The following is a 22,547-nucleotide window of genomic DNA, read 5'->3' on the forward strand; positions in this document are numbered from 1 at the left end:
AATCCCGTCAATGTCTATTGGCGGGATTATGTGTTACAGCTAATCATAGATTTACCTTATGAAATACCTTAATCAGTTAGAACCTAATGAATTAATAGACAATTTTTTAGCCCATCCTCCGCAAGATTTTTCAGCATGGCTGAGCGAAGATGGTGTGCCTATTTTTTCTGCTAAGTTTGATCTTCTTACTACTGCAGATGATGATTTCAGGCATAAAGTTCAGAAACTTCCTTTTTATAATAAATGGCGGTGTTATTTACAACCTCATACTTGTTTTGTTGGTGCTACTGTTTCGGAATATGCATTATTAACTGATAACGTTGATGCGAATCAATTGGCTGAACACCTCAAAGCAGCTTATGCTAAGCAGTATCCTTTTTTTATTGTTAAAGATATTCCTGTTGCGTCTCCTTTACTAAACGAAAAAGACAACCATTATTCAATGGATTTTATTTCGTCATTAAAAGAAAATGGTTTTATCGAAGTTGAAGGGCAGGCATTAGCTTGGGTTCCGATTGATTTTGCAAATATGGACGAGGTTTTTTTACAGTTTTCTTATAGCCGACGTAAAAATTTTAGAAGAAAATTAAGATCACGTGAAAAATTAAATATTAATGTTTTGCATAGTGGTGATGATTGTTTTTTTTATGATACTGTTCTAGATGAGTATTATCAATTGTATCTTAATGTTTATCAGCAAAGTGAAATACATTTTGACTTATTGGCCAAACCATTTTTCACCCAACTATTACAATGTAAAACCCAAAATGCACATATAGTGACTTATCACTATAATGATAGGTTGGTGGGGTTCAATATTTGTTTTGTTGTTAATAATATGCTAGTTGATAAATATATCGGTATGGTTTATCCGCAGGCAAGGGAACTTAATCTCTATTTTGTAAGTTGGTTTGTTAATCTTGAATATGCTTTACAGCAAGGTTTTACTCACTATATTGCAGGTTGGACTGATCCCGAAGTAAAAGCTTCGTTAGGTGCAAAATTCACCTTTACTAAACATCTTGTCTATATTCGCAATCCATTATTAAGAACCGTATTGCGTAGATTCATTGGTCATTTTGAAAGTGACAAGGAGAAAGTAACATGACATGTCCTATTATTCTCAATTTTGATAGAAGTGTTGGTGAAATTTATCATGCTAAAACGATTGATTTTACCCAATGGCAAGATGCGATTCGTTTTGGTTGTACTAAGAAAAAATTTCACCAATTTAAAAATGTGTTACAGCAATCTTTACCTGAAAACCATGGTACGGTATTAATGGGTAGCGGTGATTATCACCATATTTCATTATTACTGATTGAAAATCTAGCTAAACAATATTCTGCCGAAAATCCAATTCAAGTCGTGATTTTTGATAATCATCCAGACAATATGCGATATTTGTTTGGTATTCATTGTGGCTCATGGGTTAGTTATGTGGCAAGTTTGCCTTTTGTTAGTCATGTACATGTACTTGGTATTACGTCTCATGATATTGGGCTTTCTCATTTTTGGGAAAATAGATGGTCAGCGCTTTTTCATAAAAAGTTGACTTATTGGAGCTTGGAGGTCAATGTTGCATGGGCAAAAAAAATTGGTTTAGGACACGCTTTTCGACATTTTGCAACACCAGATGATCTTATTGCGAGCTTTTTATCAGAACAGTATCACAGTGCACAACCCGTTTACTTATCGATTGATAAAGATGTATTGAGCGAAGATGTAATTCATACCAATTGGGATCAAGGTAAGCTACAAACATATCATATTCTTGATACTATATCATCAATAAAACCTAGAATTATTGGTAGTGATATTACGGGAGAGCTATCTATATGGCAATCATCAAATTGGTTTAAACGTTTACTCAGTTCACTCGATAAACAACCTACCATATCGCCAGATAAGCTTATCAATTGGCAACAAGAACAACATCAACTTAATTTAACCTTATTAAGGGCATTAGCAGTATAAACTTGTAAAAAGGTTTTAGGAAAGCGGTACTTTAAGTATAAACCTTTACCTACCTTTCCATTATTGTGTTCAGAATTTAATGTTGATGATTGTGTAAATTTTGTTTAGATAATTTATTTTCAGCTAGGGCTAAAAAGAGAATACCTGAAACAATTAATATTGCACCTATTAACTTGAATAATGTAATCGGTTCGTGAAATAACCAGATTGAAACAATCATAACTGTCACAATTTCAAAGTGTGATGCAGCAAAAGCAGGACCTACAGGTGCTTTTTTTAATAATGTCATCCAAGTGAAGAAAGTAAGAATATATCCTACTATTGAAATATAAATCCAAGGATTGGTAAATACTCGGATTAACCATTGAATACTCATTTCTAATGGTTGAGCTTCGATAGCCGTTAATTTAAAACTACATTGCGCAATTGTGTCAAAAAAGAGCAATACAGAAAATCCAATTAAATAAAATCTAGCCATATTAAGACATTCCTACAAAAATGACACCAGCTGTAATTAATAGCATCCCAATTAAGCGATAAATGGTTAGTAATTCTTTAAAAATAATTCGACCAACTAACATAATCGTAATGATATTAAATGAAGCAAGTAATACGCCTTGAGAAAGAGGGACTAAGGTTAAAAAGGCTAACCATAATAAAAATTCAGCAATATAAGATATAACACCAACCCAAATCCACTTATTTTTCGATAAATCTAGCCAGTAGTACCAACCATCGCGATTATTTGGCGCGATGGCTGCAAATTTAAAAGCGACTTGTCCTAGCGTATCAAAACAGATATTACTAATCCAAAGTATAATAACTAATGGTGACATTATGCTTTTATTCCTTCTGCGATATTATCAAAGAACGATGCACACTCTTTGATCACTTCACGGCGTTGGCTGTCAATAGTAATTAAATGATAACTATCATTTAAGACCACTAATTTTGTTGAGCCTGATACCGATTTTTCAACCAATTTGGCATTAGTTTCTATATTGGCGATATCATCATTGCCTGAATGCATAATTAAACAAGGCGAAATTACTTTAGGTAATTGTTTGCGCATCTCTTTTGCCAATAACTGCATTTCGGCAAGTGCAGGAAACGGGTTACCAGCAAGCCCTGCTGATGCCGCATCGCCACTTAACATGCTTTCGGACACTACTGCGCGAATGCGTTCATCTTTAAGTCCATAGGGTGGTTTTTCAATGAAAACCTTTTTTTGAAAAATACCCAATTTTTTAAAATAGACTAATAAGAAGAAAAGTTTTTTTGCCCAAAATGGCATACTCCAACCATCATAACAAAATGTGGGGGCTAAAACGCCAACACCTTTAATTTGTTCAGGTCTATCGGCAGCAAGTTTTAGTGCAAGTAGCGCACCCATTGATAATCCAGCAACAAAAACATTATCTACATGCTGTGCTAAATAATCTGCGCCATCTTGTACGCTTTTATACCAATCTTGCCATGTTGTTTTACACAGATCTTCTTCAGTACCACAATGCCCAGCTAATTGGATTGCATAGACAGTAAATCCAGCTTTATTTAATCCATTAGCTAAAATGCGCATTTCATTAGGGGTACCAGTTAAACCATGAATCAAAAGTACGCCATTTTTGTTACCTGGTAGAAAGTAAGATAAATCTTGAATTGTACTCATTAATATTCCTTTATTTTACCATCATGACAGGGATAACGGCATGTTGTGCCCGTTTTAATGCCGAGGTTACATCTGCGAAACTAGTAATCTTACAATGTTCAATTTTATTTTTTTCACAATAATTAACTAACTTGTCTTTGGCAAAAACGAAATCAACATTATGTGATACGCAATAGTCTGATGTACCGTCACCAACATATAATATTTGCGAAAAGTGCTGTTGTTTTTTTACATGATTACATTTGCAATTACCACTTTGCTTAATACAGTCCTTGTTTGCGTAAGGAAACTCAAGGCGCCAGCTGCGTGCGTTATTATGCATTAATTTATTAGCAAAAATTGGTAAATGTTCAATACCATGACGTTTTAAAATAAACTCAATGGCATAATCTAAACCGTCGCTGACCACATGAACGGGAATATTGTTCTGTTCTGTATAATGAATAAAAGCTTTAAAATCCGGGTCTATTTCAATTTGTGATAAAACTTGATTGAGTTCATCTAAGCTTGCATCCATTAATGCAATTTGTTTACTCATACATTCTTGAGAGCCAATTTTACCGTTAACCCACAATTCTTCAAGCTCATCACAACCATTTTGACCAAAGTGGCTTAGTAAAGTATCGGTGACATCTTTAACACTAATCGTACCATCAAAATCACACAAAACAATTGGCGTGTGATTTTGTGGATAAGATGGATGAAAAAGATGGTTCGCTATTGATGAAAAAGTATTCATTTTGATAAAAAATAGTCTATTTATAGATATTGGCGTAAATTCTCTCATAGAGTTGCTATAAACTTTGTAGCCTCTTTGTATATATTTTGTAACGGGAAAAAAATTATCTGTATAATGAGGTATCTCTAGGTACAAGCTACAGTAATCGAGAACAGATAATGAGTGAACGTATATTAATCATTGAAGATGATCAGCGCTTAGCTAATTTAATTCAAGTTTATCTAATTCGGCAAGGATATCTTGTTGAATGGCATAATAGTGGAGAAGGGGCAGAAGAAAAGATTCAACAACTTAATCCCGATCTAGTTATTTTAGATGTAATGTTACCTGTAAAAACAGGTTTTGATATTTGTCGAGATATTCGTACATGGTTTAGTAATTTTATACTGATCATGACAGCAAGTGAAGATAATATTGATGAAATTGTTGGGCTTGAATTGGGAGCGGATGATTATTTAGCAAAACCAGTTGAACCCAGATTATTATTAGCGCGAATACGAGCTTTATTACGACGGAAACAGATAGAAACCGACAAAGACAATACGAAAGAGTTTGTTTTACCACAGAATAATAAAACTTTAATATTTGATAATCTAGTCATAGACGGTGAAAACCGAAAAGTACTCTTGCACGAGCAAAAAATTGATTTAACTACTGCCGAATTCGATCTGCTATGGTTGCTTGCTTATAATGCGGGAACTATTCTTTCTCGAGATGATATTTTTTCTCAAGTAAGAGGGATCGATTTTGATGGTAGCGATCGTTCTATTGATGCTCGTGTTTCAAGACTTCGTCGTAAATTACTCGATGATCCAGATAATCCGTCTCGCATAAAAACAGTGCGAGGAAAAGGCTACTTATTTATGCGAGAAGGAGAAAATCATTGAGTCAATTATTAGCCAAGCCGCTATTTTTTAATCGCCGTATTGTATTTTATCTAGTTATTTTACTTTTATTGCAAAGTATTATTGCTTATGGTGCTTTATTGGTTTTTGATTCATTACCTTCATCATTAACCGATATGCCAGATGATCATGTTGTATTTCGTGAATCTCAACGAGGTACAGTGAATCTGATTCGTATGCAAATTAAAGAACATAAAGATCGACCCCTTCAAGAAGTGGTTAATGAATTGCAACCTTATTTTGGCTACCCTATCGAAGTGTTACCAATTAACACACCGTTACCTGATACTGTGCTTAACGAGTTAAAAAAACTTGGTTTTTCTTATGATGGTGATAATGAGATTGTTTATATAGATTTAAAAGATGGCAATTTGCTTCAATTAGGCCCGATTGTAATGCGGGATATTTTGGCATCCAATACCATGTCGTTGACCATCTTTCTTGTTATTTGGGCTTTGTTTAGTGCTATTGTTTTTTTTATTTTAATTTATATGGCTTTTAGTGCCGTATGGAAGGATCTAGTTAATATCAGACAAACCGCCGAGCAGTTAGGGCAAGGTAATTTAAAAGCCCGAACCGAAAATGTTAAAGGTTGGTTATTTAAGCCGCTAGCAAATGTTTTAAATAATATGGGAACGCATATTGAACATCTAGTTGGTACCAATCAAACAATCTCTCATGCGATGGCTCATGAATTACGTACACCTCTTGCCCGTATGCGATTTGAACTTAGTATGCTTGAAGAGTCAACCGATGAAAAAGAGAGATTTTTGCTACAAAAAGGCATGAGTGATGATATTAATGAACTTGAGACATTAATCAATGCTAGTTTAAATTACTTTAAAATTCAGCAAAGCAATGTTGAATTAAACTTCACGAGGGTATCATTAAAACAGTGGAGTGAAAAAGTTTGCCAATCCCTAACATTATTTAAACCAAAAGGATTTGAACTAACTTGTAATAGCCAAGATGCATATGCAATGATTGATACTAATTTAGTTGAAACCATAGTTAAAAATTTGTTACTAAATGCTTTTAAGTATGCAGCACATAAAGCAGTTTTGAATATCACAAAACAAGAAAATCGAGTCATTCTTGAAATCGATGATGATGGTGTGGGCATTCCCTTTGATGCACGTGAAAAGATTTTTATGCCTTTTGCCAGACTTGATACGAGCCGAACTCGCTCAACTGGAGGTTATGGACTCGGTTTAGCTTATGTAAAACTAATGGCAGAATTTCATAATGGTAAAGCCTTTGTTGTCACTAGCCCACTAGGTGGAGCAAGATTTGTGGTTTCATTGAAATCGGGTGATGAATAAAAATAATTAGTTGTATTTTTAGCGAAAACCGTCAGGTAGAGCTTTTATTTTGTTTAATTTTTTATTTTTGTATTTTTGCTAAAAAGATATGTTTTTTAGTTAAAAATAGCAGGGTTTAATCAAAGATTAATTTTGTCGATGTGAATCGTTTGTTTTCCATTTCAGAAATAAGAAAAATTTGTTATATTCATTACATAATAAGCAATAATATAGCAAATATTCTCAATTTGTTATTAATAAATATATCACCAGAGGTTTTTTTATGAGCGGTTCATTACCGAGCGAAACAGATAATCGTCCATCTAATTTTATTCGCCAAATTATTGATGCTGATTTAGCAGCAGGAAAATATAAAACTACGCACACACGTTTTCCTCCAGAGCCTAATGGTTATTTACATATTGGTCATGCTAAATCAATATGTTTAAATTTCGGTATTGCGCAAGATTATAAAGGTAAATGTAATTTACGTTTTGACGATACCAATCCGACTAAAGAAGATATAGAGTATGTTGAGTCGATTAAAGAAGATGTCCGTTGGTTAGGGTTTGAATGGGATGGCGAAATTTGTTACTCATCTGACTATTTCGACCAATTATATGAATATGCTATTGAGCTAATCAATAAAGGACTTGCTTATGTTGATGAGCTTTCAGCTGATGAAATCCGTGAATATCGAGGAACACTTACTCAGCCGGGTAAAAATAGCCCTTATCGTGATCGTAGCATCGATGAAAATTTAGCGCTTTTTATCCAAATGAAAGAGGGAAAATTTGCCGAAGGAAAAGCATGTCTGCGTGCTAAAATTGACATGGCATCACCATTTATTGTGATGCGAGATCCAGTGTTATATCGTATTAAATTTGCAGAACATCACCAAACAGGTAATAAATGGTGTATTTATCCAATGTACGATTTCACCCACTGTATTTCAGATGCGATTGAAAATATTACCCATTCACTTTGTACACTTGAATTCCAAGACAATCGCCGTTTATACGACTGGGTATTAGATAATATTACAATCGAGGCACGGCCTCATCAGTATGAATTTTCAAGATTAAATCTTGAATATGCGATTACTTCAAAACGTAAATTAAATTTACTTGTGTCAGAAAAGATTGTTGATGGTTGGGATGATCCGCGTATGCCGACTGTTTCAGGCTTACGTCGTCGTGGTTATACACCAGCTTCGATCCGTGAATTTTGTCGTCGAATTGGTGTGACAAAACAAGAAAATACCGTAGAAATGAGTACTCTTGAGTTTTGTATTCGCGAAGATCTTAACGAAAATGCGCCTCGTGCTATGGCGGTGCTCGATCCGGTTAAAGTTGTCATTGAAAACTTCTCGGATACTATTGATGAAGTGCTTAATATGCCAAATCATCCAAATCGTCCTGAACTGGGTCATAGAGAAGTCACTTTCACTCGTGAAATATATATTGATCGTGCAGATTTTAGAGAAGAAGCCAATAAAAATTACAAACGTTTAGTATTAGGTAAAGAAGTGCGATTGCGTAATGCCTATGTGATTCGAGCAAATCGAGTTGAAAAAGATGCCGAAGGTAATATTCAAACGATTTATTGTAGTTATGATCCAGCAACCTTAAATAAAAATCCTGAAGATGGTCGTAAAGTCAAAGGTGTAATTCATTGGGTTTCAGCTAAATTTGCAAAACCAGCCGAAATTCGCCTGTATGATCGTCTATTTAATACGCCAAACCCAGGTGCAGCAGAGGAATTTTTATCAACCATTAATCCTACTTCGTTAGTGATTAAGCAAGGTCTTGTTGAACCTAGTTTACAAAAAGCTCAGGCGGGGAAAGCTTATCAATTTGAACGAGAAGGTTATTTCTGTTTAGATAGCAAGTTTGCAACTGAAGATAAGCTAGTGTTTAACCGAACCGTAGGGTTAAGAGATAGTTGGAACGAAGCGTAATTTAATATGCTACAATTCGCCGGCTTAAGTCGGCGAATGTTTGTTACCACAATGACTTAAGCCAAAATCAAAGCCTTTTATTGTCTCTATCATCTTATCTAATTAAAAATTATCAGTATTTAGATGTGTGGTGCACTCAATGGAGTAAATTTCTATTAAGTGCTTATTTCTAGTCATTTTTATGACTTTTTAACTTCGTTAAGTAATTTTAATGCAATAATAATTAATATGATAGCGCCAATAACTAAGCTAACCCAAATTAACCATTTAGGTAAAATTGAATTTCTTGTCGGATCATTATTTGCTTGGGATAATACTTTTTTACCTGCTAGTTTAATATTTTCACCAATAAAGGCTTGTGGCACATCAACTACAGATATTGAATCTGAAAGTAATGCTTTTTCACTTAACGATGCAGACGTTGCTTTTGCTGATCCCCAGGCTAGAATGAAGGGACCATTATTGGCGCTATTAAAAACAACACTCATGCGATTGCGGTAAGCTGTTAGTTGTGGTGCTTCATCAAAGCTTGCGTTGATGGCTTTAATTTTTAATTGTTTAATAATTAATCCAGCACCGATATGTTGGCTATGATCATTGCTATCTATGTTTCGAATAATATAGTCATCAAGTTTATGCCATGTTTTATCTTTGTCATCGGTTTTATAATAGATGCTAGTAGGTAAAACCATACGTGGGTTTTGTAGCTTAATTGATAACTCTCTAACTGGTTGAGGTGATGGTAACTGATAAGTTGCTTCTTGACCATCTGATGATGTTAGTTCGAAGTTAATTGGGAAAAGAGCTAATTTTGGTGTTTCTTTTCTTGAAGTAAATTCAATTTTTTTGACGTTAGGAACAGTGGATTGATCTGACTTTAATAATAAAATCCAATAGCGTGCTTTGTAATTAGTGTTTGTTGGTATATCAATTGTATTTACTCTAAGTGACTGATTATTATTGTTATCAGTCAAAGACATCATTGGAACATTATTGAGTGCAGTTTGCCAATTACTTAAATCTTGGCTATAAAGCAATTTGGCGGATGCTTGCCAATTTTGACTTTCAGTTACATCAAAATCAATGGATAAACGACTTATGGCTTGTTCTAACTTAACATTTTCGGGAATTTGCAATAAATACCTTGCGTTATAGCCTCCTTGGCTATTTGCTTTATCGAGATAGATTTGAACATCTTTATTGTTGATATTGATATTATACTGTTCAATCGCCATTTTGCTTTGATCTTCATCTTTGTTTTCATTTAACGCGTAAATAGCTACTGGGAAAGTTTGATTATTATCACTTTGCTGATAAACATTGACTAATGCATAAGGTACAGGCTGACCTTTTTGGTTAAAAATGCGAATATCATCTAATGAACTTGATAATGTTTGTGTATAAACATCATGAGTCAGTTCTATTCTGCTATACATGCTAGTATCGTTGGAGATATCAATCATGGCACCATAGGCATACTGATTAGTTTTGTCTATCGCTTGGCTAAATCCACTTATTAATAACAGCGAACTCAATAAAAATTTTTTCATAATTTTTTATCCATAATAATCAATGACATTCACGAATTTTTATTTATTGTTATATTAAACTGAATGATATTATCAGAATGATTTCTGAAAACGTCATTGTTAAACTTAAACCTATTTTTTATAGTGTATTTATTCATCAGTATCATCATTTTTTAACTTAGGCGGTAATGGTGCTAGATATCCAATTAACAGCATTAATAACGCAACACCAATAAAGGCAAATGCACGAAGTAATCCATCAAGCTCACGGATATCTACAAAGATTAATTTAATAATAACGATCACTTGAATAAATTCACCGCTATACCATATTTTCCGAAGTGAATAACGGTGTCCAATAGTCACCAATATTACTGCAGTTAACATCCAAAGTAATGATGCAGTCATTTGGACAATATTATTGTGCCATAAAGAATTAGCTGTCCAAGATATGTCAAATATTTGGCTTAAGCAGCGTAAAACGATACTGTTTCCCCAGAAAAAGGTTAAAACAATTAAAGGCACTAGAACCATATTAGGTAATGGTATTTTAAAGTTTGCAAGATTCATTATCCTGCTATTTAGTTGTAAATGGTTTATTGCAAGTTTTAACCAAACGCTAAACATCATTAAAGCAAAGATTGCACTTTCTTCAAGTGGATTAATGATAGGAACATAATTCCAATAAATGATTTGACCACTCATACCAAGCCCAATTATTAAATAAAATCCTAAATAGATAACAATAGGTAATAAGCCTATCATCCAATAAGATTTAATTAATGATATTGTGGTCATAATTTGGCGTTTAATCAGTATATAAAATAGTAGAATAATGCTGCTAGCAATAGTTGCAGTTACACTCCATTTTATTACTTCGTATCCCCATGGTAATTGATTAAGTAAATGAGTAGATTCTCGTGTTATCCAGTATAAAATCATCCAAAATAAACTGATGTGTAACATATCAAATAAACGATAAGTATTTTGTTTATTTATTTTAAAACTACGATTTACAATACTGTTTGTGATAAGTGCCTTTCCAATATGTAAATAATAGTAAGCACTAACAAAGGCTATGATCCAAACCACACTCCAAATGCCCGAGTTTAATAAATAGCAGGATTCGGCATAACTTTTAAATAAAGCTAGTAATATCATTAGCCATAAGGTTAACCCAGAATAACAGAGCTGATGCCAATTGATTTTTTTCCCAACGATATACCATAGCCATGAAGAAAAAGTGAAGCATAATAAAATTGGTAATACTTTTGATGTTGTATTGTCAATATGTAAATGAACACTTGATAAAATCCATATTACCCAAAATATAACAGCAACAGCGATAAACATCGTTTTAAGTAAATTATTTGTAGTAATTCTACGACCATAGCAATGCCATAAACAGGCATTCACTAGCAAAATGGCACTTATAATACCAAGTAGTAGTGTAAGTGAGCTCGGATTTAATTGTTCACATTCGAAAGATATACAAGCGGAAACAATACCAAATAATGTAATTGCGACACCTAATAAAGCAGTACGATAATGTTTTTGCGAAAGCATAATCCAACTTAATGCTGTTCCTTCAAATAACCAAATTGTGGCAGTCCAATTGGCACTAAAGGTAAGTGGAATAGCCAACGTACTAAATGATAGACCAATGGCCAAGCCATAAAGCGAGATTTTTTTTGCTGAAGATTTCAACAAGCGCAGAATGAAATAAGAGCCAATAATATAAAACAGACCAAATGCCAATGATGAAAATGCAGGTCCAAATTTCCACTGATTGGTAATAGAATATTGTAATGCAAAACCGGATAACGGTGTGCCAAATAGTAAAATTAAATCAATAGCATTTTGATTATGTTCTTTATTAAAACTTCGAACCGAGAATAAAACAGCTAAAATACCATAAATTAACATATTGGCGATGATAAATATTTGGCATTCAATGTAAAACTCAGGGCGGAAATTACTCATTCCCCATAGTAGAGATATTACAAAGGTGAATAAAAATCCTAATAAATTAAGTATTCGCCAAGACTGCCAGATGCTAACAACTAAAATAGCACTGGAAATCATCAAATAATAACTAAATAAAGCAATATGATTGCCTGAACCATTGGATAGTAAAATCGGTGTCACATAACCGCCGATACTGGCTATAATTGCTAGACTCATAGCTCTTTGCAAAATGGAAAATAAAATGCTTGTTGAGCAAATAATCAACAAAATAGCAAACGTAATTAACATAGGTACAAGTTCGTATAACCTATAGGCGGCAAATATGGTCAGATATAAAACAGCAAAGGCACCGCCTTGTAGTATTAAGGCGTAGATTTCTCGTTTATGTCTTAATTTCCAACCGATTCCTAACAAAACAAAACCTAATACTAAGCTTCCTAAGATTCTGATCTCAGGTGAAATATAATCATGTTCAATACTGTATTTAAATAGATAGGTTAGACCTAAAAATAAGATCACAATAGCAATTTTGGCAATTACATTGCCTTTAATTAACCAATTAAAAAAAATAAATAACGGATTGGGTTCAGTACTTGTAACTGGCCTGTATTGTGGGTTAAATGGATCTGTTGTTTGTGATGTAGTTTCATCAAGATTGATTTTTTCTTGTTCTGGAGTTTCTATCGCCAGAGATTCGCTAACTAATGTTGGTAACTCTTCTTCCTGACTGAGTTCTTGATATTGAGAATCGGGTTGTTCTACTGTTACTGAATCAAGTTGCATATTTTCTTGTAACAGGGCGGGTTCATTTTGCTCATTAAGTTGCAAAAGTCCATCGTTTAAATGGTTATTATTAGCTGCACAAGGTAAAGAAATTTCGGTTGGAGGCTCTATTTGAACAGCAATATCCGCTGTTTCTTCAGTAGTATTGCTATTTGAATATTCAAATTGCGAATTAGTATTATCGTGCTCAATATCCTCTTTTTCATCTGAATTTTCTGAATAATTAATTGGCTCGGACGTCGTTTTATGAATTAAATTGGAATTTTCTTCTAACTCAACCGAGCTATTTTGCTGATAAAGTTGTTCTTTGAGTGATAAAAGGGTTTCTTGTACCTCTGTTAACTGAATTCTTAACCGGACAATTTGATCTTTCAAACTAGAAAGATTAATAAATGCCACTATAATTATTACTACTGCGAAGAATAAGAAATAAAAAAGAAATTCCATACCAATTTTTCCTTATATTTTTTATTTCATGATCACTTATTTGTTTTTATCGTTAATTAAAATATTAAGTTAGTATTTTGCTGATGAACAGTAAATCAGTAATTAATCAATAAATCAATATGTTTGAATAAACTATCATTAGAGTAACTTGATAATAATTTGCTTTTTTATTTAGAATTTTAGTTAATTGAAATTTCTTTGCTAAAATTTAACAGTTAAATGAAATATAAAAGCTCTAGTACTAAATATCTTATAAATGCTTGATTTTACTAAAAACGCTTAAATAGAAAATTCAATAAAATCAATACTCTACCTGAATGATTTTAGAGTAAAAAACTTTTTCATAATACTGCAAGGTCAATATACCTACCTTATTCCTGTATCAAAATATCCTAACCCTCATACTTAATTCATTTCACTTACCAAAATAGATCCAATTCTTAGTAAAAAAGAATTATATATCATATTGATTTTATTTTTCTTTTTGGTTATTTCTTTTGGTTAAAAAACAGAATTTTTATCTATCTCCTGATTAACTGTATTTAATATAGCCACATCGTGCGCTTTCTTTTATAATATTGTCTTATTTCTTCTCTATTTTTAGCTTAAAAAGAGTAATTTTTATGAAAATTTTAGCTGGCTGCTCTGCGTTATCTCCATTTCGTATTAGTAAAATCTTATCTGCTTGTTGTAAGAAATCTATCCCTGTTATCAATATTGAAGCCCAATACCTGCATTTTGTTGATTTGGCAGGCGAATTGACGGCTGAACAACAGTTAACGTTAGATAAATTATTACAATACGGTCCAAAAAATGCACAAATCAATGTTAAACAAACGGCTAGCAAGCAACTCTTTTTAGTGGCGCCAAGAGTGGGAACGATTTCGCCTTGGTCATCAAAAGCAACTGATATTGTACATAATTGCGGTTTACCACAGATTCGCCGTATTGAGCGGGGAATTGCTTATTATGTGCAAGTGCGTTCAGAATTAACCGATTGCCAAAAAAATGATTTTGTAGCATTAATTCATGATCGAATGATGGAAGCAGTCTTTAGCCATGTTGATCAAGCCGAGCAGTTATTTCATGTTGAATCACCTGCGCCAGTGACAACCATTGATTTATTAGGTCAAGGTCGTGCTGCATTAGATGAGGCTAATCTTAAATTAGGTTTGGCGTTAGCATCTGATGAGATTGATTATTTAGTTGAGAACTTTAAAAAACTAAATCGTAATCCTACTGATATTGAACTTTATATGTTTGCACAAGCCAATTCCGAGCATTGTCGTCACAAGATTTTTAATGCCGATTGGGTTATTGATGGGGTAAAGCAGCCTAAATCACTGTTTAAGATGATCAAAAATACTTTTGAACACACTCCTGATTATGTTTCGTCCGCTTATAAGGATAATGCCGCAGTGATGGACGGTTCAATCGTTGGGCGCTTTTTTGCGGATAATGAGAATAAAACCTACTGCTATCATCAAGAATATGCAGATATTTTAATGAAAGTTGAAACACATAATCATCCAACAGCTATATCACCTTGGCCGGGTGCGGCAACGGGCAGTGGAGGTGAGATTCGTGATGAAGGGGCAACTGGTCGAGGTGCTAAACCTAAAGCCGGTTTAGTAGGGTTTTCAGTTTCTAATTTACGTATTCCTAATTTTGAACAACCTTGGGAGCAAAATTTTGGTAAGCCTGATCGCATTGTGAGCGCCTTTGATATTATGATGGATGGCCCTTTAGGTGGTGCGGCGTTTAATAATGAATTTGGTCGTCCGGCTTTGTTAGGGTATTTCCGTACTTATGAAGAAAAGGTTAACAGCCATAATGGCGAGGAGCTTCGAGGTTATCATAAACCGATTATGTTAGCTGGTGGTATGGGTAATATTCGCCGTGAACATATCCAAAAAGGTGAGTTTCCAGCGGGCTCTAAACTGATTGTGTTAGGTGGCCCTGCTATGAATATTGGCTTAGGTGGTGGTGCGGCTTCGTCTATGGCGTCGGGTCAGTCTGATGCTGATTTGGATTTTGCTTCTGTTCAGCGTGATAATCCTGAAATGGAGCGCCGTTGTCAGGAAGTTATCGATCGCTGTTGGCAGCTTGGTGAAGATAATCCTATCTTATTTATTCATGATGTTGGTGCTGGAGGTTTGTCTAATGCAATGCCTGAACTTGTTAGCGATGGTGGGTGTGGCGGTCAGTTTGAGCTTCGTAAAATACTTAGCGATGAACCAGGTATGTCACCACTAGAAGTTTGGTGTAATGAATCGCAAGAGCGCTATGTGCTTGCGATTCATCCCGATAAATTGGCATTATTTGCTGAACTTTGTCAGCGTGAGCGTGCACCTTATGCGGTGATTGGTCAGGCAACCGCCAATAAGGCGGTTACCTTGCATGATGAGTATTTTAATAATCATCCCATCGATTTGCCATTAGATGTGCTACTTGGTAAAACGCCTAAAATGCAACGTGATGTTAAAACTCACCAAGCACATGGTGATAATTTTTCAACTTCTGAAATTAATTTATATGATGCGGTCAAACGCATTCTACATTTGCCAACCGTTGCCGAAAAAACCTTTTTAATTACCATTGGCGATCGTTCAGTGACGGGGATGGTTGCTCGTGATCAAATGGTCGGGCCTTGGCAAGTACCGGTTGCTGATTGTGCTGTAACTACTGCAAGTTTGGATAGTTATTATGGTGAAGCTATGTCAATTGGTGAACATGCGCCAGTTGCGTTACTTAATTTTGCCGCATCAGCAAGGCTTGCAGTTGGTGAGGCAATTACTAATATTGCCGCAACCAATATCGGTAATATCAAACGGATTAAGCTTTCAGCTAACTGGATGGCGGCGGCAGGACATCCGGGCGAAGATGCTGGTCTTTATGAGGCCGTTAAAGCTATTGGTGAAGAGTTATGCCCAGCTTTAGGGCTTGCTATTCCTGTTGGTAAAGATTCGATGTCCATGAAAACGACATGGCAACAAGATGGTGAGCAACAAACCATGACTTCACCATTATCATTGGTGATTTCGGCATTTGCGCGTGTTGAAGATGTGCGTAAAACAGTGACACCACAATTGTGTACTGATCAGGATAATACTTTATTGTTGGTTGATTTATCGAAAGGCCATCAAGCACTAGGAGCCACCGCACTAGCCCAAGTGTATCGTCATTTAGGGCAAAAAACAGCGGATGTCCATGATCCTAAAGAGCTGCTTGCTTTTTATAATGCGATTCAGGCTTTAGTAAGCCAAAATGCTTTGCTTGCTTATCATGATCGTTCTGATGGTGGACTGTTTGTGACATTGGCCGAAATGGCTTTTGCTGGACATTGTGGTATTGATGTAGATATTGCCTCGTTAGGTCATGATGTGATTGCTTCGTTATTTAATGAAGAATTAGGTGCGGTTATTCAAGTAGCTAATAATCGTTTAGATGATGTGATGGCTTGCTTTAAGCAGTTTGGCTTATCCCATGCGGTTCATGTTCTTGGTAGTGCTAAAACTGGTCAACAAATTATTATGCGTGATAACTCGGCTACAGTATACAGTGAATCACGCTTAACCTTGAGAACATGGTGGGCGCAAACGACATGGCAAATGCAACGTTTACGTGATAATCCTGAATGTGCAGATCAAGAACATCAAGCTAAACAAAATGAAGATGATCCAGGATTAAATGTGCAGCTAACTTTTGATCTGCAAGCCGATATTGCTGCGCCTTATATTGCCAAAGGTACAAAACCTAAAGTGGCCATTTTGCGTGAACAAGGTGTTAACTCGCATGTCGAGATGGCAGCAGCATTTGATAGAGCAGGCTTTCAAGCAATCGATGTACATATGACAGATTTACTTTCTGGTCGAATTACACTTAGTCAATTTAGTACACTGGTTGCTTGTGGTGGCTTCTCTTATGGCGATGTTTTAGGAGCAGGTGAAGGTTGGGCTAAATCGATTTTATTTAATGAAAAAGTGCGTGATGAATTTGAACAATTCTTCCATCGCAAAGATACTTTATCGTTAGGGGTTTGTAACGGTTGTCAGATGATGTCGAATCTTAAGGATCTAATTCCGGGAGCGGATTTGTGGCCTCGTTTTGTTCGTAATTTGTCAGAACGTTTTGAAGCTCGTTTTAGTTTAGTGCAAATCCAACCAAGTCCATCTTTGCTGTTTACTGATATGGTGGGTTCACATATGCCAATTGCTGTTTCACACGGGGAAGGACGTGTTGAAGTGGGTGATGATGTTCATTTAAGCCGTTTAGAAGCATCCGGATTAGTTGCCGTACGTTATATTGACCATTTTGGCAAAGTAACACAGCAATACCCTGCTAATCCAAATGGTTCGCCAAACGGTATTACTGCAGTGACATCTCAAGATGGACGGGCAACTATTATGATGCCACATCCAGAACGGGTATTTAGAACGGTAACTAATTCATGGCATCCTGATAACTGGGGTGAAGATAGCCCTTGGATGAGAATATTCCGTAATGCTCGTAAGCAATTAGGTTAAATAAAACAAAGATCGCCGATAATGGTGTCGGCGATATGTTTATTTGTTGAGTAGTTTAAGCAGTAACTGAGTGCTTTTGTCTTTCGATAAGTGGCTGCGCTAAAACGTGCTCCATTTTTCGTAATAGTGTGTCTGTTTCTTCCCAGTTAATACATGCGTCAGTCACAGATACGCCATATTTAAAGTTTTCTGGTGGTTGTTCGGAAGGCTGATTTCCTTCAAATAAGTTACTTTCGATCATTACGCCAATAATCGAATTATTGCCTTTTTCTATTTGCTCAATAATGGAATTAGCAACAATAGGTTGATTTCGATAATCTTTATTTGAATTCGCATGGCTACAGTCAATCATTAAGTTAGGCAATAATCCTGCTTTTTGCATTTGCTCTTCACATAATGATACGCTTTGCGCATCATAGTTAGGCGTTTTTCCACCACGCAAAATAACATGGCCGTGTGGATTGCCTGTTGTTTGTAAAACCGTTACTTGTCCTTGTTGGTTAATTCCTACAAAACGATGAGGCATAGAGGCTGATTTCATGGCATTAATTGCAACATCCAAACTGCCATCAGTTCCATTTTTAAAACCAACAGGCATTGAAAGCCCCGAGGCCATTTCTCGATGCGTTTGTGATTCAGTAGTTCTTGCTCCGATTGCAGACCAACTAATTAAATCACCAATGTACTGTGGTGTGTTGGGATCTAGTGCTTCAGTTGCAATAGGCAAGCCAATTTGAGTAATATCAAGCAGTAATTTACGGGCTTTTTTTAGTCCATGCTCAATATCAAATGAGCTATCCATGTGAGGATCGTTAATCATACCTTTCCATCCTACAGTTGTGCGTGGTTTTTCAAAGTAGACTCGCATAACTATAAATAGGTGGTCTTTGACTTCGTCTGATAATTTTTTTAATTTATGGGCATATTCAATTGCCGCAATAGGATCGTGAATAGAGCAAGGACCACATACAATAAGCAAGCGGTGATCACGTCGCTCTAAAATATCCACAACAGTTTGGCGTGATAAGGCAATTTGGTTTTCTAAATCATGAGAAAGAGGGTAAAGCTGTTTGATTTCTTCAGGTGTGATTAACATATGCTCGTCTCTGATTCGAACATTATTTAAAGTATCTTTTAACATTTTATTTTCCTTGTTAAAATCATTTATATTTTTATATGTAAAATAACAATTACACAAACAATTATTATGTAAACACAAAATTACATAATAGTAAATGGAATTTTTATTATTTATCCAATCATAATTGTTTTATGATTTGTTATTTAATTATAAATTTAGTTTAAAAAGTTAGTGTAATGATAATTTAAGCAAATATTGTAATAAAATGTTTACATCTTTATAGCGGGTTTTTGATGGCTATTTTATGTTATGAAAGCATAATATTCTGCTGATGATAAGGCGTTATTTGGGTTATGTATATTTATTGAAAGTTTTAATGATTACTTTGATATTAAGTGACATAGCTGAAAAATATTTACGCTCTGCTACTTTACCAGCTAACTTAGCCGCATGATTATATATTTTTAGGCAATGTATTAAAACAAGCCAATTTTGTTGTTACCATTCTCCCATTAACAAAAAAAACTATTCAACTATTCACAAAAGAAAAATTAGCTTTAATGAGGCCTTCGGCAATACTTATTAATGATGCCTGTGAAAAATAGTTGATCAACAAGCGCCGCTTGAAGTACTAAAAATAAAACGAGCAAAGCCACAGGACTTGATGCATTTGAAATTGAGCCACTACCTACCAATTCCCCTTTTACGACAAACATTTATAATGTTTTATTATCACCTCAAGTCAGCTCTGCAATGGCTGAAATGTGATATGTGAAGGAAAAAATGTGCTGTTAATAATATCACGCAGCATTAAAAGATGAAAAATTTGCCGATAACTAGACCAACCTTGAAGCTAGCTAACTTGTATTCCATTTTGAATTCACCTATAATGCCTTAATATTGTTTTTTTATTTACAATTCACAATTGGGGCTGATTCTGGATTCGACGGGATTTGCGAAACCCAAGGTGCATGCCGAGGTGCGGTAGGCCTCGTAAATAAACCGCAAAAAAATAGTCGCAAACGACGAAAACTACGCACTAGCAGCTTAATAACCTGTATAGAGCCTTCTCTCCCTAGCCTCCGCTCGTAGGACGGGGATAAAGAGGAGTCAAACCCAAACGAGATCGTGTGGAAGCCTTGCTTGGGGTGGAAGCATTAAACCTAATCAAGCTAGTCTATCAGTAGCGTGTTTGTTCGCAGCGGGTAGATGAAATTCAAAAACAAACTACGCATGTAGTACCGAGGATGTAGAGATTTCGGACGCGGGTTCAACTCCCGCCAGCTCCACCACTATATTGTTTATTATAATTCAATTCTTTTATAATATTTTTATGCTTTTGGCTAACTGTGCTTCCATTTGTCTCAATTTTTGTTTGTCTATTTTATATGTACCTTATTTTTACTCATTAGAGTTGTTCAAAATAGGCAAATACACAAACTTATTTGTGGGTTTTGTCAAGATCATCAAAATAAAAAAATGAAAAAAGACTGAATTACTTAAAAAGAGGATCTAAATTCTAAAAAAGGTTACTTTTACTCTGCCAGTCAGAAATAACAAAGTACGGGTTTATCAAAAAACAAGACGAATTCTAAACAATGGCTATCTATGTTATTTTTTGGGCTTTGATTGGGGTTATTTTTAAATGCTTGCTTGATACGTTAAAAAGAGAATGGGTATATCCTCTTTTATTGTTGGAATAAAACTAATTAGCTGTGTCAGAAAACTTAACTACTACATTAGGGAGGCACAAATTCCCCCCCAAATCATACTGCTATATATTTCATCAAATGGCTAAAAAGTTTGCTAACTTCTTCGTAATCATCTTATTTCACAAATCAAATCGCCCCAACAATACGATGCGGTATATACGGCTCTTCTAAATAAGCAATATCATCTTCCGATAACGAAACCTTAATAGCTCCAACTGCATCATCAAGATATTTAGTTTTAGTCGCTCCAATAATTGGTGCTGTCACTCCTTTAGCAAATTGCCACGCTAGTGCTATTTGTGTCATGGTTACCCCATATTTTTCGGCAAGTTCATTAACCTTTTGTACAATGCTGGTATCGGCTTTTTGCGTGCTGTCATATTTAGACTTGGCGACTTGGTCGGTTTGGCTGCGTAAGGTGTCGGCTTGCCACTCTAAACGAGCAAGTCTGCCTGTGGCTAAAGGGCTATAGGGTGTTAAAGAGACATTAAATTGTTGGCAGATAGGAATAAGCTCACGTTCGTCTTCACGATATAGTAAATTGTAGTGATTTTGCATAGAAATAAAAGGCGTCCAACCATTTTGCTTTGCCACAAGTTGCATGTTATAAAATTGGTATCCATACATAGCCGAAGCTCCTAAAGCTCTGACTTTTCCTGCCTTGACAAGATTGTGTAAAGCTTGCATTGTTTCTTCCATTGGTGTTGTATCGTCAAAGCGATGAATGATGTATAAATCAACATAGTCAGTGCCAAGTCGTTTAAGCGATCCGTCTATTTCCCTTTCAATTGCGGTTTTTGATAGGTGTCCTTCGTTAAAATAGACTTTTGTTGCCAATATGACTTTGTCGCGAGCGATATTTTTTTTTGATTGCCCGTCCTAAATATTCTTCGCTTGTACCGGCAGAATAAGTGTTGGCAGTGTCAATAAAATTAATTCCTAAATCTAGTGCATGTTTAATAATTGTTTCGCTTTGATCGGGATTAAGTGTCCATGCATGCATTTTACTGGCAGGATCACCAAAACTCATACATCCTAAACAAAGACGAGACACTTTAATCTCAGAGTTGCCAAGTTGTAAATATTCCATAAAATCCTCCCTTGTAAAAATTAATTTGAATAAACTTTATCCTTCTAACAATAAGCGAATAATATATTTTCGATAAATTATTCTAACCCTTATATTTATTGAAATAAATAAGTTTCTAATTGATAGTATCATGAATTAAATTCACTAATAACAACCTTATGTATAACTGTAAATAGTGAAATTTATTTTTAATATCAATGATGTACTAAAAAAATGCTAGATAAATTAGTAAAAGTATTAATAGACATTTAGAATAATTGGCTAAAGGCTTTCTTTTAACGGAAATATGTTCGAGGCTTGACGTTTTATAATGCTGTAGAAAATATAAGGTTACTGCGGTTAGTTAACTTTAAGTATATATGAAATTATTGATTAAAAAATAAAAAAGGCACACCTAAATGCACCTTTTTTACTGATTATAAAGAGCATCAATAGTTGCTCTTTATTACGGTAAGTTTGATTACTTAATAACTTTAGCAACAACACCCGCACCAACAGTACGACCACCTTCACGAATCGCAAAACGTAAGCCGTCTGCCATTGCGATTGGGTGAATTAATGATACTGTCATTTTGATGTTATCTCCAGGCATTACCATCTCTACACCTTCTGGTAATTCGATAGTACCAGTTACATCAGTTGTACGGAAGTAGAACTGTGGACGGTAACCTTTGAAGAATGGAGTGTGACGACCACCTTCATCTTTACTTAAGATATACACTTCTGATTCAAAATCAGTATGTGGTGTGATTGAACCTGGTTTTGCAAGTACTTGACCACGTTCAATTTCTTCACGTTTTGTACCACGTAGTAATACACCAACGTTTTCACCTGCACGGCCTTCGTCAAGTAATTTACGG

The 22,547-nt window shown here is 35.0% G+C and carries 15 protein-coding genes, 1 other RNA gene and 1 pseudogene; 8 read left to right on the plus strand and 9 right to left on the minus strand.

The window, feature by feature from the left end:
- Positions 1–58 precede the first annotated feature (58 nt).
- The gene (locus B9N71_RS04820; protein WP_085164499.1) at positions 59–1,108 is read left to right on the plus strand and encodes a GNAT family N-acetyltransferase; all 1,050 of its coding nucleotides are present in this window, start codon (positions 59–61) and stop codon (positions 1,106–1,108) included.
- Entirely contained in the window at positions 1,105–1,977 is an 873-nt protein-coding gene (locus B9N71_RS04825) for an arginase family protein (protein WP_085164501.1), read from the plus strand. Before B9N71_RS04820 ends, B9N71_RS04825 begins: the two co-directional genes overlap by 4 nt.
- 76 nt (positions 1,978–2,053) lie before the next feature.
- Here B9N71_RS04825 and B9N71_RS04830 read toward each other — a convergent pair whose 3' ends face one another.
- The 4 genes from B9N71_RS04830 to B9N71_RS04845 are packed head-to-tail and all read right to left on the minus strand — an operon-like array spanning position 2,054 to position 4,433.
- A complete protein-coding gene (locus B9N71_RS04830; RefSeq protein WP_034914280.1) occupies positions 2,054–2,455 on the minus strand; it encodes a DMT family transporter in 402 nt (133 codons plus the stop codon).
- Position 2,456: 1 nt separating this feature from the next.
- Complete coding sequence (locus tag B9N71_RS04835) at positions 2,457–2,813, minus strand: DMT family transporter (protein ID WP_034914277.1); 357 nt, start codon at positions 2,811–2,813, stop codon at positions 2,457–2,459.
- Positions 2,813–3,646 carry an alpha/beta hydrolase gene (locus B9N71_RS04840; RefSeq protein ID WP_065589230.1) on the minus strand — a complete coding sequence of 278 codons (834 nt, stop codon included), beginning with the start codon at positions 3,644–3,646 and terminating at the stop codon, positions 2,813–2,815. The genes B9N71_RS04835 and B9N71_RS04840 overlap by 1 nt, the downstream gene beginning before the upstream one ends.
- 10 nt (positions 3,647–3,656) lie before the next feature.
- Positions 3,657–4,433 (minus strand): MtnX-like HAD-IB family phosphatase, encoded by a 777-nt coding sequence (locus tag B9N71_RS04845; RefSeq protein WP_208610438.1) that lies wholly within the window; start codon positions 4,431–4,433, stop codon positions 3,657–3,659.
- Positions 4,434–4,543: 110 nt separating this feature from the next.
- On the opposite strand from B9N71_RS04845, the gene B9N71_RS04850 reads away from it, so the two are divergent.
- The 3 genes from B9N71_RS04850 to glnS all read left to right on the plus strand — a co-directional run bounded on the left by B9N71_RS04850 (position 4,544) and on the right by glnS (position 8,551).
- On the plus strand, positions 4,544–5,272 hold the full coding sequence (locus B9N71_RS04850) for a winged helix-turn-helix domain-containing protein (RefSeq protein WP_085164503.1): 729 nt from the start codon (positions 4,544–4,546) through the stop codon (positions 5,270–5,272).
- Positions 5,269–6,612 (plus strand): ATP-binding protein, encoded by a 1,344-nt coding sequence (locus B9N71_RS04855; protein WP_065589231.1) that lies wholly within the window; start codon positions 5,269–5,271, stop codon positions 6,610–6,612. The genes B9N71_RS04850 and B9N71_RS04855 overlap by 4 nt, the downstream gene beginning before the upstream one ends.
- 262 nt (positions 6,613–6,874) lie before the next feature.
- A complete protein-coding gene (gene glnS, locus B9N71_RS04860; RefSeq protein WP_085164506.1) occupies positions 6,875–8,551 on the plus strand; it encodes a glutamine--tRNA ligase in 1,677 nt (558 codons plus the stop codon).
- Between the two features lie 179 nt (positions 8,552–8,730).
- Here the strand turns inward: glnS and B9N71_RS04865 are convergent, their stop codons facing one another.
- Both B9N71_RS04865 and B9N71_RS04870 read right to left on the minus strand, forming a co-directional pair.
- Positions 8,731–10,101, minus strand: a complete 1,371-nt coding sequence (locus tag B9N71_RS04865; protein ID WP_085164508.1) for a DUF3999 family protein — start codon at positions 10,099–10,101, stop codon at positions 8,731–8,733.
- A 129-nt stretch (positions 10,102–10,230) separates the two neighbouring features.
- Positions 10,231–13,278 carry a DUF2339 domain-containing protein gene (locus B9N71_RS04870; RefSeq protein WP_085164509.1) on the minus strand — a complete coding sequence of 1,016 codons (3,048 nt, stop codon included), beginning with the start codon at positions 13,276–13,278 and terminating at the stop codon, positions 10,231–10,233.
- A gap of 623 nt (positions 13,279–13,901) precedes the next feature.
- Here B9N71_RS04870 and purL point away from each other — a divergent pair.
- Complete coding sequence (purL, locus tag B9N71_RS04875) at positions 13,902–17,804, plus strand: phosphoribosylformylglycinamidine synthase (RefSeq protein ID WP_085164511.1); 3,903 nt, start codon at positions 13,902–13,904, stop codon at positions 17,802–17,804.
- Between the two features lie 55 nt (positions 17,805–17,859).
- On the opposite strand, the gene B9N71_RS04880 is transcribed toward purL, so the two are convergent.
- On the minus strand, positions 17,860–18,945 hold the full coding sequence (locus B9N71_RS04880; RefSeq protein ID WP_085164513.1) for a 3-deoxy-7-phosphoheptulonate synthase: 1,086 nt from the start codon (positions 18,943–18,945) through the stop codon (positions 17,860–17,862).
- A 398-nt stretch (positions 18,946–19,343) separates the two neighbouring features.
- On the opposite strand from B9N71_RS04880, the gene B9N71_RS13490 reads away from it, so the two are divergent.
- Both B9N71_RS13490 and ssrA read left to right on the plus strand, forming a co-directional pair.
- Entirely contained in the window at positions 19,344–19,490 is a 147-nt protein-coding gene (locus tag B9N71_RS13490; protein WP_081296688.1) for an NAD(P)-dependent oxidoreductase, read from the plus strand.
- Positions 19,491–19,812: 322 nt separating this feature from the next.
- Positions 19,813–20,177, plus strand: a transfer-messenger RNA (tmRNA) gene (ssrA, locus tag B9N71_RS04890).
- Between the two features lie 546 nt (positions 20,178–20,723).
- On the opposite strand, the pseudogene B9N71_RS04895 reads toward ssrA, so the two are convergent.
- Positions 20,724–21,687, minus strand: a pseudogene (locus B9N71_RS04895) (aldo/keto reductase).
- A gap of 460 nt (positions 21,688–22,147) precedes the next feature.
- On the minus strand, positions 22,148–22,547 hold a 400-nt coding region (locus B9N71_RS04900), incomplete at its 5' end, for an EF-Tu C-terminal domain-related protein (RefSeq protein ID WP_503100224.1).

The sequence above is a fragment of the Gilliamella bombi genome (assembly GCF_900103255.1).
Classification (GTDB): domain Bacteria; phylum Pseudomonadota; class Gammaproteobacteria; order Enterobacterales; family Orbaceae; genus Gilliamella; species Gilliamella bombi.